This window comes from Mycobacterium colombiense (assembly GCF_003284975.1).
Classification (GTDB): domain Bacteria; phylum Actinomycetota; class Actinomycetes; order Mycobacteriales; family Mycobacteriaceae; genus Mycobacterium; species Mycobacterium europaeum_A.
Genome location: NZ_QMEU01000027.1, coordinates 35,627 through 52,552 on the forward strand (window position 1 = coordinate 35,627; position 16,926 = coordinate 52,552).

Genomic DNA, 16,926 nt, shown 5'->3' on the forward strand with positions numbered 1-16,926 from the left:
ATTTGGTTCGGCAAGAGAGGACGAATGCGAATGCTCGCCGACCCGCAGTCGTCCAGATGCGCGCACCGCTGACCATGGCCAAGGCCGAGTCACTGCGCGCCGGCGGCACAGCCGAATCCCCGACCCGCCGCGCCGAAATCCTCGCCACGGCGGCGTCATTGATCGCATCCTCGGGTCTGCGGACGTCGCTGCAGGAGATCGCCGACGCGGCAGGCATCCTTCCCGGCAGCCTGTATCACCATTTCGAGTCCAAAGAGGCCATCCTCGTCGAGTTGATCCGTCGCTATCAGGATGATCTGGACCGCATCGGGCGGGCCGCACAGGCGAGATTGGACGAACCCGACGCCCGTCCCGTCGAGAAACAGATCATCGAGCTCGGGTCGGCGATCGCCGACTGCGCCGTAGAACACCGCGCGGCCCTGCAGATGTCGTTCTACGAAGGGCCGAGCACGGATCCGGAGCTGATCAAGCTGACCCAGCAACGGCCCACCGCGATCCAGGAGGCGATGCTGCAGACGCTGCGCGCCGGCCGGTGGAGCGGCTACATCAAACCCGACATCGACCTTCCCACCCTGGCCGACCGCATCTGCCAGACCATGCTGCAGGTGGGGCTCGATGTCATGCGCCACAAGTCCGCCGCCGACCAGGTATCCGGACTTCTGTGCCGAATCATCTTGCAGGGCTTGGCAACTCGGCCGCCTGCCGACGCGGCACTGGACCGCTCGAAAGCGTTCACCGCCGCCGATGACGTCATCGCCACCTGGTCCGACGACAGCGATGCCGACCCGAGCGACAAGGCGGCGGCGGTGCGGGCGGTGGCACGCGCCGAATTCGGCCGCAGAGGATATGAGGTCACCACCATCCGGGACATCGCCTCGGCGGCCGGCCTGGGCACCGGAACGGTGTATCGGGTGATCGGATCCAAGGACGAACTGCTCGCGTCGATCATGGAATCCTTCGGCAGGAAAGTGGAGGCGGGCTGGGTCAGCGTCCTGCGCTCGGATGCCACGCCGATCGAAAAGCTGGACGCGCTGAGTTGGGTCAACGTCAACGCGCTCGATCGGTTCTCCGACGAGTTCAGGATTCAGCTGGCCTGGATGCGCCAATCGCCGCCGGACACGCCGAATCCGGGTTGGCTTTACGCCACGCGGCTGCGGCAGATGAAAACACTGCTGACCGAGGGGATCCGCTCGAAAGAGATCGCAATCGACGCCCCGTCCACCGCGATACTGGCCCGCTGCCTCATCGGCCTGCAATGGATACCGGAGAACATCCTCGCCGAGATCGGCACGCGCGCGGCCTTGGTGCACGCGCGCGACACCGTGCTGCGCGGCGTCGCGGTCCGCGGCAAGTGACGCTCGATTAACCCGCCCCGGTATTGAACCAAATAACTGTTACCCATACAGTTGAGCGGTTAGAACCGCGTTGGCATTATCCGAGAAGGGGATTTCCATGACCATTGTCGATCGGTTGCGCTACGACGGCAAGCGCGCTCTCGTCGTCGGTGGCGCGACTGGCATGGGCGCCGCGGCGGCCAAGTCAGCGGCCGAGCTGGGCGCTGAAGTGATCGTGATGGACTACGCGCCGGTGAATTACGACGTCGCCAAGTCCATTCAGGTCGACCTGCGCGACACCGCGTCGATCGACGCCGCGCTCGAGCAGCTGGACGGCCCCGTCCACGCCGTGTTCTCGGCCGCCGGCATCGCCGACGGGACCACCGACCTGATGGCGATCAACTTCCTCGGTCACCGGCACCTGATCGAGCGCCTGCTCGAGCGCAACCAGCTCCCCTCCGGCTCGGCGATCTGCTTCATCTCCTCGGTCGCCGGCATGGGCTGGGAGAACGACCTGGACCTGCTGAACGAGTTCCTGGCCACCCCGGACTTCGCGTCGGCGCAGGAATGGGTCAAGGCGCACGAAGCCGAGGGCATCATTCACTACGGCTTCTCCAAGAAAGTCGTCAACGCCTACGTCGCCACCCAGGGCTATCCGCTGCTGAAGAAGGGCATTCGGATCAACGCGATCTGCCCGGGCCCCACCGACACCCCGCTGGCGCAGTCCAACGCCGACCTGTGGCTGACCTTCGCCCAGGACTACCGGGAGGAGACCGGCTCCAAGGTGCACACCCCGGAGCAGATGGGCGACGTGATGGCGTTCCTCAACAGCGCCGCCGCGTTCGGCATCAACGGCATCACGCTGCTGGTGGACTACGGCCACACGATGGCCTCGGTCACCAACGCCTACCCGCCGGGCAAGCCGATCATCGACATCATCATGGGCAAGGTGAAGCTGTAATAGCTAGCGCCAGCGCGAGCTCGTAGCAGCCGACGAGCGCCCGGCCAACCGGGCGCCGGGCCGCGAGCGCCCGGTAAGCCGGGCGCTCGACGCCGGTACCGTCGGAGAGATGGCACGCATCATCGTCTTCGGCGGGCACGGCAAGGTCGCGCTGCAACTCGCCCAGATCCTGACCGAACGCGGCGACCAGGTGAGCTCGGTCTTCCGCAATCCCGATCAATCCGACGACGTCGCTGCCACCGGCGCAACGCCGGTGGTGGCCGACATCGAACGGCTCGACACCGGCGCGCTGGCCGACCTGGTGGCCGGGCACGACGCGGTCGTCTTCTCCGCAGGGGCGGGCGGCGGGGACCCCGCGCGGACCTACGCCGTCGACCGCGACGCGGCGATCCGGGTGATCGACGCCGCCGCGCAGGCGGGCGTCAAGCGGTTCGTGATGGTCTCCTACTTCGGTGCGGGCCCCGACCACGGTGTGTCCCAGGACAATTCGTTCTTCCCCTATGCCGAGGCCAAGGCCGCCGCCGACGCCCACCTGCGCGACAGCGACCTGGAGTGGACGGTGCTGGGTCCGGGCCGGCTCACGCTGGAGCCGGCCACCGGCCGGATCGTCCTCGGGCGCGGCACGGGCGAGGTGTCCCGCGCCGACGTCGCGCTCGTCGCGGCCGCCGCGCTCGCCGACGACTCGACCATCCGGCGGACCGTCGAATTCAACAACGGCGACGACGCAACGGCGCTCCCGATCGCGCAGGCGTTGGCGGGGTGATGCTAGTGATGCGACGGCGCCGCGTTTGCGGGCGCAGTCCAGGACCATAGCCCGGCGGTTTTGCGCCGCCCGATCCGCGCGCCCGCCAACTTTGTCAAACGCGTCATCAGCCAGTAGGTCAGCTTTGAGGTAGACAGGCTGATCCTGGGATCCGAGCGCGCCATTTTCACCACCGCTTGGGTGCGTGGTCTCCGGACCCGGTCGTACTCGGTCAGCGCGGCCGGCACTTCTGGGGCGTCGGTCAATATGGCGGCCAGGACGGCCGCATCTTCGAATGCCTGGCAGGCGCCCTGTGCAAGAAATGGAGTCATGGCATGAGCTGCGTCGCCGAGCAGCACCACCCTGCGGTCAACGTAGGACGGCAGTGGGTCCAAATCGTAGATGTCGTGACAGAGCACGGAAGTCGGTGCAGTGGCATCCAGCAACTGCGGGATCGGTGCGTGCCAACCCTGGGTGCGGCGACGCACCTCCGCCAGAGCATCGTCGTATCGCTGCCCGGGACGTGGTTGGCGGACGGCCAGAAACCAGAACACGCGCTGGCCGGTCAGTGGGTGCGCACCGAACCGCGCTCCACGGCCCCAAGTCTGAAAGCCCTCGACCGGCCACACGGATTCCGGCTGAGTTACGCCCCGCCAACATAAAATCCTTTGATATGCAGGGGTTTTCGCACTTGGCCAGACGGATCTTCGTATCGCGCTGTCGATACCGTCGGCTCCTACCACCAGCGCTGCGTTGATCTCTTGCTGTCCACCCTCGGTGTGATAGCTGACTGTGACTGATTCATCGAACTGGCGCACCCCGGTGATTCGAGCGTCGGTGCGTACACAATCGGCCGGTAGCTGGGTCGCCAGCATGTGCTGCAGTTCCGCCCGGTGGTTGGCCAGTACCGTGTCGTCGTGGTCTGCGCGAAAGCGCATCAGGTATTCGCCGCTCGGCGTCAACAGCGTGCCAGCGGCTTCGCTTGGGAAGGAGATGGCCCGGAATTCCTTACCCAGGCCGAGGTAGTCGATCGCTCGGATCGCGTTTTGTGCGAATGACCAGCCCGCTCCGGCTTCCCGCATTTCGGGCGCTTGCTCCAGCACGGTGACCGACCATCCGCAGCGGCGCAATCCGATAGCGGTTGCAAGCCCGCCTATTCCAGCGCCGGCGACAACGGCCGAACGAGCGATGCCTGTGCCGTTAGTCATTGGTCCGCGCCTTGAGAGAAGGAGGAGGGGATTGGCTGAATTGCTTGGCCATCCAGTCGTAGACGTCATGAGCGACCCGCAAGCGTTGGGCGCGGGCACTGCCGAAGCCGGCTAGATCCATGCCGTCGGCGGCAATATCACGAAAGGCCAACAAGCTGGCCACCCGTCGGCGTACCACGGTTTCCCAGGCATCGTCGTCGACTCGGTAATACTGCGTGCGCTCGCCTGGCCGGCTCCGCCGCCGGACCAACTTTGCGTCGGTGAGAAGCCGGATATTGGTGGTAAGCGAAGCCCGGCTCGCTCCGATAGCCTCGGCGATCTGCCCTGCGGATTGCTCGGGCGGATCGCAGATCATCAGCCAGCCGAGCACCCGCCCCGCGATCGGGGGCACCCCGTACTCCTCGGCGCAAAACATCGCTACCCGCTCGACCCATTCGAGTAAGTGCGGCTGATCACCATCTCGCCTACCGCCCACGAGGCCACCTTTCACTGATTACGGTAATTTCACAATATGCTGAAATGTCTAGCTATAACAAGCCCAGGAGTCTCCGCTGGGCCGGCCCCGCAGCGAGGGTAAGCTGCGCTACGCAGCTGGTCTGCCGACGCCGCAACCGCGGCGCCGGCATCGAGCGAGGCAACGTTAGTAACGCTTCGCAAGAGGGAACCCGGTGAGAATCCGGGACTGTCCCGCAACGGTATGCAGGAACGACCGCCGTCAGAGTTTTTGGCAAGCACTGGTCGCAAGACTGGGAAGCGACGGCCATTAGGAGCACCAGCCGGTGCGCGCCTGCGAGTCCGGAGACCTGCCAGCTGTGCCGGGCGCGCCGCGTCCGGCGGCTCATCGCCTCGAGGAATGGGCGTCATGCTGCAGCCGTTGCGGTTGGTACCCGGGTACGCACCGCTAACGGATCGGCTGCACGTCCGCCGGCGGTGACCACCACGTCGAATGAAGGACGAATATCGTGACCCCTCAAGCATTCACCGCCACGGTTGTCGGCTCGCCGCGCATTGGCCCGAAACGCGAACTGAAACGCGCAACCGAGCGCTATTGGGCCGGCCGCACCAGCCGCGCCGACCTGGAGAAGGTCGCCGCCACCTTGCGCCGTGACACCTGGAAACACCTGGCCGATGCCGGGCTGGACTCGGTGCCGGTCAACACCTTCTCCTATTACGACGAGGTGCTCGACACCGCGGTGATGTTGGGTGCGTTGCCGGCCCGGGCCGCACAGGTTGCCGACGATTTGGATCGCTACTTCGCCGCGGCGCGCGGCAACCAAGACGTCGCGCCGCTCGAGATGACCAAGTGGTTCGACACCAACTACCACTACATCGTTCCCGAGATCGGGCCCTCCACCGCGTTCTCGCTGAACCCCGACAAGGTGCTTTCGGAGCTGAAAGAGGCTCTGGGACAGAACATTCCGGCCCGCCCGGTGGTCATCGGACCGATCACGTTCCTGCTGCTGAGCAAGGCGGTCGACGGCGGCGGCGCCCCCATCGAACGCCTGCAGGAGCTCGTGCCGATCTACTCCGAACTGCTCTCGCTGCTGGCCGACAACGGCGCGCAGTGGGTGCAGGTCGACGAGCCGGCGCTGGTCACCGACATCTCCCCCGACGCGCCGGCGTTGGCCGAGGCCGTCTACAACGCGCTGGGCAAGGCGAGTAACCGTCCCGCCATCTACGTCGCCACCTACTTCGGCGACCCGGGTGATTCGTTGGGGGCGCTGGCCCGCACGCCCGTCGAGGCGATCGGCGTCGACCTGGTCTACGGCGCCGACACCGCGGTGGCTTCCCTTGTTGGGGCGCCCGGCTTAGCCGACAAGACGCTGGTCGCCGGTGTGGTGGACGGACGCAACATCTGGCGCACCGACCTGGAAGCGGCGCTGGACAAGCTGAGGACACTTGTGAATTCCGCAGCCCACGTGGCGGTTTCGACGTCCTGCTCGACGCTGCACGTGCCGTACTCGCTGGAGCCGGAGACCGGGCTGGACGAGGCGTTGCGTAGCTGGCTGGCGTTCGGGCAGGAGAAGGTCGCCGAGGTGGTGACGCTGGCCCGGGCACTGCACGAGGGCCGCGACGCGGTCGCCGAGGACATCGCGGCCTCCAACGCGGCCGTGGCCTCCCGCAAGAAGGATCCGCGGCTGCACGACGACGAGATCCGGGCCCGCATCGACTCGATCGTCGCGTCGGGTTCGCACCGGGGTGACGCGGCGCAGCGCCGCGCCAGCCAGGAGGCCCGCTTGCACCTGCCGCCGCTGCCGACCACGACGATCGGGTCGTTCCCGCAAACCGTCGAGATCCGTAAGGCGCGCGCAGCATTGGTCGCCGGCGAGATCGACGAGGCCGAATACCGGAGGCGGATGAAGCAGGAGATCGCCGACGTCATCAAGTTGCAGGAAAGCCTCGGGATCGACGTGCTGGTGCACGGCGAGCCCGAGCGCAACGACATGGTGCAGTACTTCGCCGAGCAGCTGGACGGCTTCTTCGCGACCAAGAACGGGTGGGTGCAGTCCTACGGCAGCCGCTGCGTGCGCCCGCCGGTGCTCTTCGGCGACGTCATTCGCCGGCACCCGATGACGGTGGAATGGGCGAAATACGCTCAGTCGCTGACCGATAAGCCGGTCAAGGGCATGCTGACCGGCCCCGTGACGATCCTGGCGTGGTCGTTCGTCCGGGACGACCAGCCGCTCGCCGACACGGCCAACCAGGTGGCGCTGGCCATTCGCGACGAGACGGTGGACCTGCAGGCGGCGGGCATCGCGATCATTCAGGTCGACGAGCCGGCGCTGCGGGAGCTGCTGCCGCTGCGTCGCGCCGACCAGGACGAGTACTTGCGTTGGGCCGTAGGGTCTTTCCGCTTAGCCACCTCCGGCGTCGCGGACTCCACGCAGATCCATACCCACCTGTGCTACTCGGAATTCGGTGAGGTGATCGGGGCCATCGCCGACCTGGACGCCGACGTGACGTCCCTCGAGGCGGCACGCTCGCACATGGAGGTGCTCGACGATTTGAACTCGATCGGCTTCTCCAACAGCGTGGGTCCGGGCGTGTACGACATTCACTCGCCGCGGGTGCCGAGCACCGGCGAGATGGCGGAGTCGCTGCGCGCGGCGCTGCGGGCGGTGCCGGCCGAGCGGCTGTGGGTCAACCCGGACTGCGGGTTGAAGACCCGCAACCCCGACGAGGTGACCGCGTCGCTGCGCAACATGGTGGCTGCGGCGCGCGAAGTTCGCGCGGGCGGCTAGCCCTCAGCCGAGGTCGAGCGTCACGCCAGCGTGGCGCTCGACCTTCGCCGTCACTCTGGCGTGACGCTCGGTCGGCTACTCCGAAACCAGTTGCACCGGAACGTCATCGGCCCACGGTTGGCGGACGACCATGTCGGCGACCCGGACGATGCCGCGCTCGAATTCACCGGTCGCGGCGTCGACCAGCCGGTACGCCTGCGTCTGCTTGTGAATCGGTTGCGCGTCAAGCAAAACCACGCGGACCTCACCGGGCTGGAAGTGGCAGCGCTCCTGCAGGGCGGCGATCAGTTGCTCGTTGTGCATGTGGCCGTCGCCGAAGTTCCAGCCGATCGCGGTGCTGCAGATCCGCTCGCCGTCGGTGATGACGTAGTCGTCCTCGTTCTGGCCGGCCATGGCCCGGTGCGCCAGGGTGAACAGGGCGCGGCCGTGGGTGTTGAACCCGCGGAACGCATACCCCATGTAGATCGGGATCTGCGCCGCCTCGGGGCTGCCGTAGAACCGCTCCAGCTGGGCCTGCGGCATGCTGGCGATCGCCACGATGCCCCGGCCGATCTTGTCGCTGGCCGAGGGTTTGATGCACCACAGTGTGGTGTCCCAGTTGCCGGCGTAATAACGCATCCCGGGCAGGAACGATATCTTGCGCGGGAACATGTTGCCCAACAAGACGATTCCCGCGATGACCACGAAGAGCACCGCGACCACCACCGGGTGTTTCAGCTCGCGCAGCCCGATGTGGGTGTGCGCGACGAACAACGACAGCACGCCGAAGATCATGAAGACGTTCCACTCCAGCGGAACGCCCATCGGGATCGACACGAGGATCCCCAAGTGGAAGCACACCATCACGATGGCGGCGATGGTGACCGGCCAGCCGCCGTGACAGAAGAAGAGCGGTAACGGCACCAGCATCTCGATGGCGGTGCTCAAGTGTGCCAGCCAGCGTGACAGGCGGCCGGGCCGCAGGTCATCCGGGAAGTGTTCGAAGAAGCGCCGTTTCAGCCACCGGGGCCGCACCAGCGGGTTGTTCGACATCATCGTGGAGATCACGAACGGAAAGTGTTTGTTGAGTTTGGATGTCGCGGCGCCGATCCAGATCACCAGGAAGACCACCTTGGAGCCGACGATCATGTCGGGTGCACCGAACAGGAACGTCACCGCCATGGTCGCGTAGACCTCACCGCGGGCGGCCAGGAAGATCACCTTGTCGCGCAGTCCGACCACCGCCAGCAGCAACAGGATCAACACGATCTTCCAGGCGGGCAGCAGTCCGATCGTGGTGCCCAACTCGGGCATCGGCCCGGTGCCGTCGGCGAACAGCGCCGCGAGCGTGAACAACAGGAACAGTGCGTAGAGCGCGACATCGACCGGCTTGCGCTTGGTGCCGCTGGTGAGCGGGACCCGATCCGGCCACGGTGGCAGCCGGATGGTGCCGAACCGCATCCAATACAGAATCGAGCCCATCGGCGGAAAGAACCGGTTGTTCAACGGCCCGAACCCGCACCCCAGCCCGATCACCTCGAACAGCATCGTGTAGAGCACGACCTTCTCGAACACGATCGGCTCCGACCACCACGACGCGACGTGCGTAATGCCGCCGAGACCGTTGGTGGCCGACGCGAACAGCCACGCGCCCAGAATGTAGAGCAGGATTTTGACGACATAAAACAGATGGAGCACCACCGGCGTGCCGAAACCCACCTCGGCCCAGTGCTTGGCCATCGGCCGGATCTTCTCGCTACGGGTGCCCTTGTTCCATTCGGCCATGTCGAGCTGCGGCAGCTCGGGCTTCAGAAATCCCATGGTTCCACAGACTAGAACGTGTTCTAGGGCGGCGTGCTGCAACCTTGCGCCCCAGCGCCGGCGGGTCGCGGCCGGCGCGAACGCAAACGGAAATCTATGTTAACCGGCCACCACCGGAACCCGGTCAGTGTAGTTTGCTGCTGGGGTGGGCGAGGTTGAGGAGACAACCGTGTCTGAGGTCGATTATTGCGTGGTCGGAGCGGGATTCGCGGGTTTGACGGCCGCTTTGCGGCTCATACAGGCAGGGCATTCGGTGGCCTTGCTGGAGGCGCGTGATCGTGTCGGTGGCCGGACTTTCACCGAGACGCGAGCCGACGGCACATGGATCGATCGCGGCGGCGCGTGGATCGGCCCGGGCCAGGACCGAATCTATGCGCTGATGAACGAGTTCGGCGTGCCGGAGTACAAGCAGCACAACGACGGCGACGCGATGATGATCGTCGGCGGCAAGAAACACCGCTACGGCGGCACCATCCCGTGGACTGTCAGCCCGTGGGCCGTCGCCAACCTCGGGATCGGTCTGGCCAGCATCGAGAAGATGTGCAAAGCAATCCCGCGCGAGGCCCCGTGGGAGGCAAGGAAGGCCCAGGAGTGGGACCGCATCAGCATCGGGCAATGGATCGAGAAGAATTCCATGTCCACCGAGGCCGCGGAGATGCTGGACATGGCCTTCGCCGGCCTGTACACCTCGGCAGCGTCTGAGACGTCGCTGCTGTGGGGCCTGCTGCAGACGGCGTCGGCGGGTGGGCTCACCTTCGCGATTTCGGGCAAGGGTGGCTCCCAAGACGCGCGCCCGGTCGGTGGGATGGGCGCGCTGCACCGCCCGATGGTGGCCGCGCTGGGCGACGCGCTGCACCTGTCGCAGCCGGTGCGCCAAATCGCGCAGGACGCCGACGGTGTGACTGTCAGCGCGGCCGACCTGACGGTGCGGGCGCGCCGGGTCATCGTCGCGATCCCGTTGGCCATCGCCACCTCGATCCACTACGAACCGATGCTCCCGGTGGACCGGGCATTCCTGCACCAGCGACTGCCGAGCGGCGCGGTCATCAAGACCTCACTCATCTACGACGAACCGTTCTGGCGGGCCGACGGACTCTCCGGCCAGTCCGCCGCCCCGGGGTCCCCCGCCACCCTGACCATCGACGCCTGCACGGACACCGCGGACCCGGGAATCATGTGCGTCATCACCGAGGGGCGCGCGGCGCGCCGCCTCACGCAACTCGACCAATCCGAGCGCAGGGCCCTGCTCATCGGCGAACTCGTCGATCGGTTCGGCGAAAAGGCCGGAACGCCACAGGAATTCCACGAACAGAACTGGACGGTCGACCGCTATTCCGGCGGCGGGATGATCGGCCACGCCCCCACCGGCGTGCTGACCGAATACGGTTACACCTTGCGCGAGCCCTGCGGCCGGATCCATTGGGCCGGCACCGAAAGCTCGGCGGTCATGTGCGGGTGGATCGATGGCGCGATTCGCTCCGGCGAGCGCGCCGCGGCCGAGGTGGCCGAGGCCGAGACCGTGGCGGTCGCGTAGCCGAATCAGCGCGGCGGCGCGGGCAACTCACCGCGGCAGCGCGGCCAAATCACTTGTGCCACTTTTGTTTCAGTGGTTTCAGTGGAGCGCTTTTTGTCGGTGGCCTCTTCTAGCATTCGAACATGGGTTCGATTAGCGACCGCGAGCAGATTCAGGTCGACGCTGACGCGTTGTGCGCTGCGGCCGCTCGTTTTCACCAGCATTCCTCTGCGGCGCTGACCAACCCCGAACGCCTGGCCCTCTTGGAAAAGCTCGAATCCGTAACCCGCAAGCTCCAGACGCCAAGCCACCAACTCCTCAACCAACTTGGTGCCCAAGCGGATCCGGAAGAGTTAGGCGGCAAGCTGCCCTGGGCCTTGGCCGATAGGCTGCACATCACCCGGGCCGAGGCCGGCCGCCGCATCGCCGAGGCCGCCGATCTGGGCCCGCGCCGGACGCTGACCGGTGAGCCGCTGGCGCCGGTGCTGCCCGCCACCGCCGCGGCCCAGCGGGACGGGGCGATCGGCGCCGACCACGTGGCGGTCATCCGGCGGTTCTTCCACCACCTGCCCGAAGCCGTGGACCTCGAGACCCGTGAGCACGCCGAAAAGCAACTGGCCGCCACGGCCACCGAATTTCGCCCCGACCAGCTCGCCAAGCTGGCCCGGCGCCTGATGGACTGCCTCAACCCCGACGGCACCTACACCGACGCCGACCGCGCGCGGATGCGCGGGCTGGTACTCGGCAACCAGCAGGCCGACGGCATGTCCCGGCTAAGCGGGTGGCTGACGCCCGAGGCGCGCGCCGGCTGGGAGGCGGTGCTGGCCAAGCTGGCCGCACCCGGCATGTGCAACCCCGAAGACGAGCAGGCGGTAGTCGACGGCGCCCCTTCCGAAGACGCGGTGCAACGCGACACCCGCAGCGCCGCCCAGCGCAATCACGACGGCGTCAATGCCGCGCTACGCGCGATGCTGGCCAGGAGAGAGTTAGGCCAGCACAACGGATTACCGGCCTCGATCATCGTCACCACCACGCTCGACGACCTCGAACGCACCACCGGCACCTGCCTGACCGGCGGTGGCACCCTGCTGCCGATGTCGGATGTGATCCGGCTGTCCCGCCACGCCCATCACTATTTGGCGATCTTCGACAGGGGCAAGGCGCTGGCGCTGTATCACACCAAGCGACTGGCATCACCCGGCCAACGAATTGTCTTGTACGCCAAGGACCGTGGGTGCTCGCATCCGGGTTGCGACGTGTCGGGCTACTACTGCGAGGTCCACCACGTCACCGGTTATGCCACTCAACCCAGCACCGACATCGACGAACTGACCTTTGCGTGCGGTGGTCATTACCCACTGGCCGAGAAGAGCTGGACCACTCGAAAACGCGCCAACGGCGACACCGAATGGATCCCGCCGCCGCACCTGGACCGCGGACAGCCGCGAGTGAACACGTTTCATCATCCCGAGCAATTGATGACCGACGATGACGACGACGCGGCGTAAAGCTCGCAGGTCGGACGCACGCGCAGGCGGGGCCCCGGAGGCTATTGCTGCGGAGGGGGCGGAGGCAGGGGCGCCGGCGCGGTCCGGCGAGGACGCGGCCTAAGTTGGCCACAGTTCAGGCCGATGATGCAGTCCGAGCCGCTTGCCTGGGCTTGGACGGCGTCGGCGCAGCAGACGCCGTCCGGCGATGCGGGCGTCGGGGCCGCGATCGGCGCAGGGGCGGCGTTGGTACGCGGAATACCGGGACCGCCGATACCGCCGAGGGCCAGTGCAAGCACGGCAGCACCAAGGCACGCTGCGGCTCTGCCCGTTCGATTCGCCATAGCACCTGCTCCTAAATCTTCGCTGCTGAATGTGTGGAGCCGCAGCGCGGCTATGTCCCCGTCCGGCATTCGACCACCTCCACAGTCCGCGAACTCGAATCAGCGAACGCCCTCGGCCTGCCACCAGTCGTACAGGGCGGCTTGGGTGCTCTCCGGGGCGATGCCCTGCTCGGCGACTACCAGCGTCCGCGCGGGGATGTCTGTCCAGACCAGATAGACGCCGTCGTCTCGGCCGGTGCCGAGGAACACGACCGACCCGTAGTGCCCGTCGCGATTCCACTCGGTGGGCCCCGTCGTGCCGTCCGGGAAAGGTTGCGCCGGAGTCTGCGGGGCCTCCGCGAGGCCGCGCTGGAAGTCGGCGTTCAAATCGTCGGTGTTGGCGTACAGCAGATAATCCGCGTTCCAGGGGCCGCCGGGATCGTGACTGTAGTTGTCACAGTTGACTGCCGCGACCGCCACGGCGGAGTGCGCGCCGGCGGGGTGGCAGTCGGCGGGCGCGTAGCCGCCCGAGAGGTGGCTCATCAGCGTTTGCACGTCTGCCGGATTATTGGCGGGGTCGGCCGCGGCCGTCGCAGTTAACCCAGTGGCCAACCCAGCGGCGGTCAGACCGGTCAAGGCGGTGACGCGGCCGGCGCGGGCCAGTCGGGAACGCAGGCGGACCATGGTTGTCTCCTTTGCTCCGCACAGAGCTACGGCGGTGAGTTTAACTCCCAGTCGTGCACGGCGCCGCTAAATAGGCACTCTGAGCTGCGGCGCATCACCACGGTGACGTCAGCGGCGCGATCAACCGGCTTGCTTGGCCGGCGGCCGGTAGAAGATCGCCAGCTGGCCGATTGCCCCGGCCAGGCCCAGCCCCGCGGAGATCACCAGGCCCTGCCAGCCGTCGAACCAGTTCTTCCCGAAGACCAGGTAGTCCAGGCTGTACTTTCCCGCGCCCAGGGTGGCGATGCCCACCGCGCTGACCGCCAGCACCAGGTTGTACTCCCAGCCCTCCTTGACGATGAAGAACCCGTTGGCGCGATGCACCGTCCAGGCCGCGACAATCATCAGCGAGACGAAGCCCGCCGCCGGGATCGGGGTCAGGAAGCCGGCGGCCAGGCCCAGGCCGGCGGCCATCTCGGTGGTCGCCGCCACGGTGGCGTGGAATTTACCGGGCTTCATGCCGATGCTCTCGAACCAGCGCGCGGTGCCCGGGATGCGCCCGCCGCCGAAGAACTTGTTGTAGCCGTGCGCGGCCAACGTCACGCCCAACACCAGCCGCAGGATCAGTACTCCGACGTCATGGAACGTGTCATATGAAGTCATAGTTGTAAACCTAGATCATGGGACGGGTGGCAGGACAAGGGCCGCCGAGCAGCTAGGTCGCTTAATCCGCTGGTCCGTGTGGGAACATAGCGGGCGTTCCGACGTCGGCCCGACCAGTAGTTACGCCACAAAGGGGGTGCACCACGGCTCGTACCGCACGAGGCGGCGCCCACGCGTCAAGCAGACGAGTCCCGCCCATCGAGCACTCCGTGGTGTTGCTGGACGGCAGATCGAGCCACCCGCGGGAGCTGCTGGGCAACAAGGGCCACGGCATCGACGCGATGCGCCGGCAGAACCTGCCGGTACCGCCGGCGTTCTGCATCACCACCGCGGTGGGACTGCGCTATCTCGCCGACCCGGTGGCCACAATGGACGCCATCTGGGATGACGTTCTGGACCGGATGCGCTGGCTCGAGGCGCAAACCTCGCGCACGTTCGGGCGTGGGCCGCAGCCCCTGTTGGTCAGCGTGCGCTCCGGAGCCACCCAGTCGATGCCGGGCATGATGGACACCATCCTGGACCTCGGCATCAACGATGCCGTCGAGCAGGCGCTGGCGGCAGCCGGGAACCAGACCTTCGCCCGCGATACCCGACGGCGGTTCACGGAAATGTATCGGCGCATCGTCGGCGTCGGGGAACACGAATCGGTGCCCTCCGATCCGTACGCACAGTTACGCGCGGGCATCGAGGCGGTGTTCGCCTCCTGGGATTCGCCGCGCGCGATCGCCTACCGCGCGCACTACGGAATCGACGATCAGCACGGCACCGCCGTCGTCGTGCAGGCCATGGCATTCGGCAACCTTGGCCCCAATTCCGGTGCCGGAGCGTTCTTTTCACGCAACCCCATAACCGGTGACAACCAACCGTTCGGCGAATGGTTGCCCGGCGGCCAGGGCGACGACGTGGTCTCGGGATCGGTCGACGTCGAACCAATCATTGCGCTGCGTGACGAACAGCCGGCCGTTTACGACGAGTTGCTTGCCGCCGCCGGCAGCCTGGAGCGACTGGACGCCGACATCCAGGAGATCGAGTTCACCGTCGAGGACGGCAAACTGTGGCTGCTGCAGACCCGCTCGGCGGAGCGTTCGGCACAGGCCGCGGTGCGCTCGGCGCTGCAACTGCGGCACGAGGGACTCATCGACGATGCGGAGACGCTGCGGCGGGTGACCCCCGCGCACGTCCGGACCCTGCTTCAACCGGCGCTGCAGCCAGAGACACGTTTGGCGGCACCGCTTTTGGCCAAGGGAGTGCCGGCCTGCCCGGGCGTGGCATCGGGAACGGCGTACACCGATGTCGACGAGGCGCTGCGCGCCGCCGATCGCGGCGAACCGGTGATCCTGGTGCGTGACCACACCCGGCCCGAAGATGTGTCGGGCATGTTGGCCGCGCAGGCCATCGTCACCGAGGTCGGCGGGGCCTCCAGCCATGCGGCCGTGGTCAGCCGCGAACTGGGCCGGGTCGCCGTGGTGGGCTGCGGCCAGGGGGTCGCGGCATCGCTGGCCGGCCGGCAGATCACCGTTGACGGCGCGGAAGGCGAAGTGCGCGAAGGCAAGCTGAGCCTGTCGGCGTGGTCGGAGGACGATACGCCGGAACTGCGCGAATTGGCCGACATCGCGCGGCGGCACAGCCCGCTGCGCGCCCACCCGGCGGGCGACCACATGCGGCTGGACGACAGCTCCGAGGCCGCCGTGCGCGCCGCCCTGGACGCCGGGCACGCCGACGTGGTTTCGGCGACCCCGTTGGTCGTGATGCTGACCGCGCTGCGCCTGGCATCGAAACCAGCGCAATGACGGAGTTGGCGGTGCTGCAAGGGGTTCGGCTCAAGGGCCGGGTCAGTCCGGCCGACCTGGCCGCGACACTGGGCACCGATCTGGCCGACATCACCCCCACCGTCGAGCGGCTGGCCGCGGCCGGACTGCTGACCGAAGGCGCGACGTTACGGATCACCTCCGCCGGCAGCGACAGGCTCGCGGCGTTGCTCGCCGAGGAGCGCGCCGGCATCGATTCGGACGCCATGGCCGCCGCCTATGCCGACTTTCGCGCGGTCAACGCCGACTTCAAACGCCTGGTGACGGATTGGCAGCTCAAGGGCGGTCCCGGCGGCGCTCCCAACGCCCATGACGACGCCGACTACGACGCCGCGGTGTTGGCCCGCCTCGCCGACGTGCACGCCCGCACCATGCCGATCATCGAGGCGGCCGCGGCGCAGCTGCCGAGGCTGCGCGCTTACACCACGAAATTGGTTGCGGCGCTGGACAAAATGCAGGCAGGGGAGACGACGTGGCTGACCCGTCCGCTGATCGACTCCTACCACACCGTGTGGTTCGAGTTGCACGAAGAGCTGATCGGCGCCGTCGGACTCACCCGCGAAGAAGCCGCCAGATCCGGTGATGCGCAATAGCTAGAGCGCCGCGTCCAGCAGCGCCAGGTAGGCGTCGATATCGGGCACGGCCGATGCCGCCGCGTGCACGCTGATCGCGATGGTGTCGCCGATGCCGTGCACCCCGTGCGTCAGCCCCATCATCGGCGAGAGCGCCGGATATCCCGACGTCAGCACTACCGGGGCCCCGCCGAAGCTCAGATCGGCCGCCCCCCGGTTGACGCTGGACACCACGGTGTTACCCGACACCTGGGTCGCGCGCTCCTGCACATCGAATTGCCCGATGCCCCAACGCAATAGGCCGGCGGGCACCGCGGCGAACGCGAGGTCGGCGGCCCGGGTGGCCGGGTGCTCGAACCGGCGCCGACCGTGGGCCAGGTCGGCCGCGATCCGTTCGGCACGCGCGTTGGGTCCGAGGTCGGGGTACAGCCCCACCACCACGTTGCCGAAGTGGTTGTACGCCCGCGGCGCGCCGGGCTTAGCCATCGGTACCTCGGCGCCTAGCGAATCACATTGCCCGCCAAGCAGGTTGGCGAGGGCTTGGGATATCGCGCTCAGCACGCCGACGGTGACCGTCGGGCCCCGCAGCTGCGAGCGATGACGCACCAAC

14 protein-coding genes and 1 riboswitch are annotated in these 16,926 nt (G+C 67.1%); of the genes, 8 read left to right on the forward strand and 6 right to left on the reverse strand.

The window, feature by feature from the left end; all coding sequences use genetic code 11:
* The first annotated feature begins 74 nt into the window (after window positions 1-74).
* The 3 genes from DQP58_RS11995 (at window position 75) to DQP58_RS12005 (ending at window position 3,058) form a co-directional block, all read left to right on the forward strand.
* Entirely contained in the window at window positions 75-1,355 is a 1,281-nt protein-coding gene (locus DQP58_RS11995; RefSeq protein WP_112708614.1) for a TetR/AcrR family transcriptional regulator, read from the forward strand.
* Window positions 1,356-1,452: 97 nt separating this feature from the next.
* A complete protein-coding gene (locus DQP58_RS12000; protein WP_112708601.1) occupies window positions 1,453-2,295 on the forward strand; it encodes an SDR family oxidoreductase in 843 nt (280 codons plus the stop codon).
* A gap of 109 nt (window positions 2,296-2,404) precedes the next feature.
* Complete coding sequence (locus DQP58_RS12005; RefSeq protein WP_112708602.1) at window positions 2,405-3,058, forward strand: SDR family oxidoreductase; 654 nt, start codon at window positions 2,405-2,407, stop codon at window positions 3,056-3,058.
* A 2-nt stretch (window positions 3,059-3,060) separates the two neighbouring features.
* Here the strand turns inward: DQP58_RS12005 and DQP58_RS12010 are convergent, their stop codons facing one another.
* The gene (locus DQP58_RS12010; protein ID WP_165827850.1) at window positions 3,061-4,245 is read right to left on the reverse strand and encodes an FAD-dependent monooxygenase; all 1,185 of its coding nucleotides are present in this window, start codon (window positions 4,243-4,245) and stop codon (window positions 3,061-3,063) included.
* Window positions 4,238-4,636: a GbsR/MarR family transcriptional regulator gene (locus DQP58_RS12015; RefSeq protein ID WP_205869407.1), complete on the reverse strand. Its 399-nt coding sequence runs from the start codon at window positions 4,634-4,636 to the stop codon at window positions 4,238-4,240. Before DQP58_RS12015 ends, DQP58_RS12010 begins: the two co-directional genes overlap by 8 nt.
* A gap of 233 nt (window positions 4,637-4,869) precedes the next feature.
* Window positions 4,870-5,070: riboswitch (cobalamin riboswitch) on the forward strand.
* Between the two features lie 137 nt (window positions 5,071-5,207).
* Between DQP58_RS12015 and metE the strand changes: the two genes are divergently transcribed.
* Window positions 5,208-7,487, forward strand: a complete 2,280-nt coding sequence (gene metE / locus DQP58_RS12020; RefSeq protein WP_112708605.1) for a 5-methyltetrahydropteroyltriglutamate--homocysteine S-methyltransferase — start codon at window positions 5,208-5,210, stop codon at window positions 7,485-7,487.
* A gap of 75 nt (window positions 7,488-7,562) precedes the next feature.
* On the opposite strand, the gene DQP58_RS12025 is transcribed toward metE, so the two are convergent.
* Window positions 7,563-9,287, reverse strand: coding sequence for a DUF3556 domain-containing protein (locus DQP58_RS12025; protein ID WP_112708606.1), 1,725 nt, complete (start codon window positions 9,285-9,287; stop codon window positions 7,563-7,565).
* Between the two features lie 169 nt (window positions 9,288-9,456).
* On the opposite strand from DQP58_RS12025, the gene DQP58_RS12030 reads away from it, so the two are divergent.
* A complete protein-coding gene (locus DQP58_RS12030) occupies window positions 9,457-10,821 on the forward strand; it encodes a flavin monoamine oxidase family protein (RefSeq protein ID WP_112708615.1) in 1,365 nt (454 codons plus the stop codon).
* Window positions 10,822-10,943: 122 nt separating this feature from the next.
* Window positions 10,944-12,308, forward strand: a complete 1,365-nt coding sequence (locus tag DQP58_RS12035; RefSeq protein ID WP_112708607.1) for an HNH endonuclease signature motif containing protein — start codon at window positions 10,944-10,946, stop codon at window positions 12,306-12,308.
* Between the two features lie 422 nt (window positions 12,309-12,730).
* On the opposite strand, the gene DQP58_RS12040 is transcribed toward DQP58_RS12035, so the two are convergent.
* Complete coding sequence (locus tag DQP58_RS12040) at window positions 12,731-13,294, reverse strand: hypothetical protein (protein ID WP_112708608.1); 564 nt, start codon at window positions 13,292-13,294, stop codon at window positions 12,731-12,733.
* A 120-nt stretch (window positions 13,295-13,414) separates the two neighbouring features.
* A complete protein-coding gene (locus DQP58_RS12045; RefSeq protein WP_112708609.1) occupies window positions 13,415-13,936 on the reverse strand; it encodes a DoxX family protein in 522 nt (173 codons plus the stop codon).
* A gap of 197 nt (window positions 13,937-14,133) precedes the next feature.
* Between DQP58_RS12045 and DQP58_RS12050 the strand changes: the two genes are divergently transcribed.
* Window positions 14,134-15,726 (forward strand): pyruvate, phosphate dikinase, encoded by a 1,593-nt coding sequence (locus tag DQP58_RS12050; RefSeq protein WP_240629769.1) that lies wholly within the window; start codon window positions 14,134-14,136, stop codon window positions 15,724-15,726.
* The gene (locus DQP58_RS12055; protein WP_112708611.1) at window positions 15,723-16,337 is read left to right on the forward strand and encodes a MarR family transcriptional regulator; all 615 of its coding nucleotides are present in this window, start codon (window positions 15,723-15,725) and stop codon (window positions 16,335-16,337) included. The genes DQP58_RS12050 and DQP58_RS12055 overlap by 4 nt, the downstream gene beginning before the upstream one ends.
* Here DQP58_RS12055 and DQP58_RS12060 read toward each other — a convergent pair.
* Window positions 16,338-16,926 (reverse strand): WS/DGAT domain-containing protein (locus tag DQP58_RS12060; protein ID WP_114149352.1); only part of this gene is annotated, 589 nt, incomplete at its 5' end.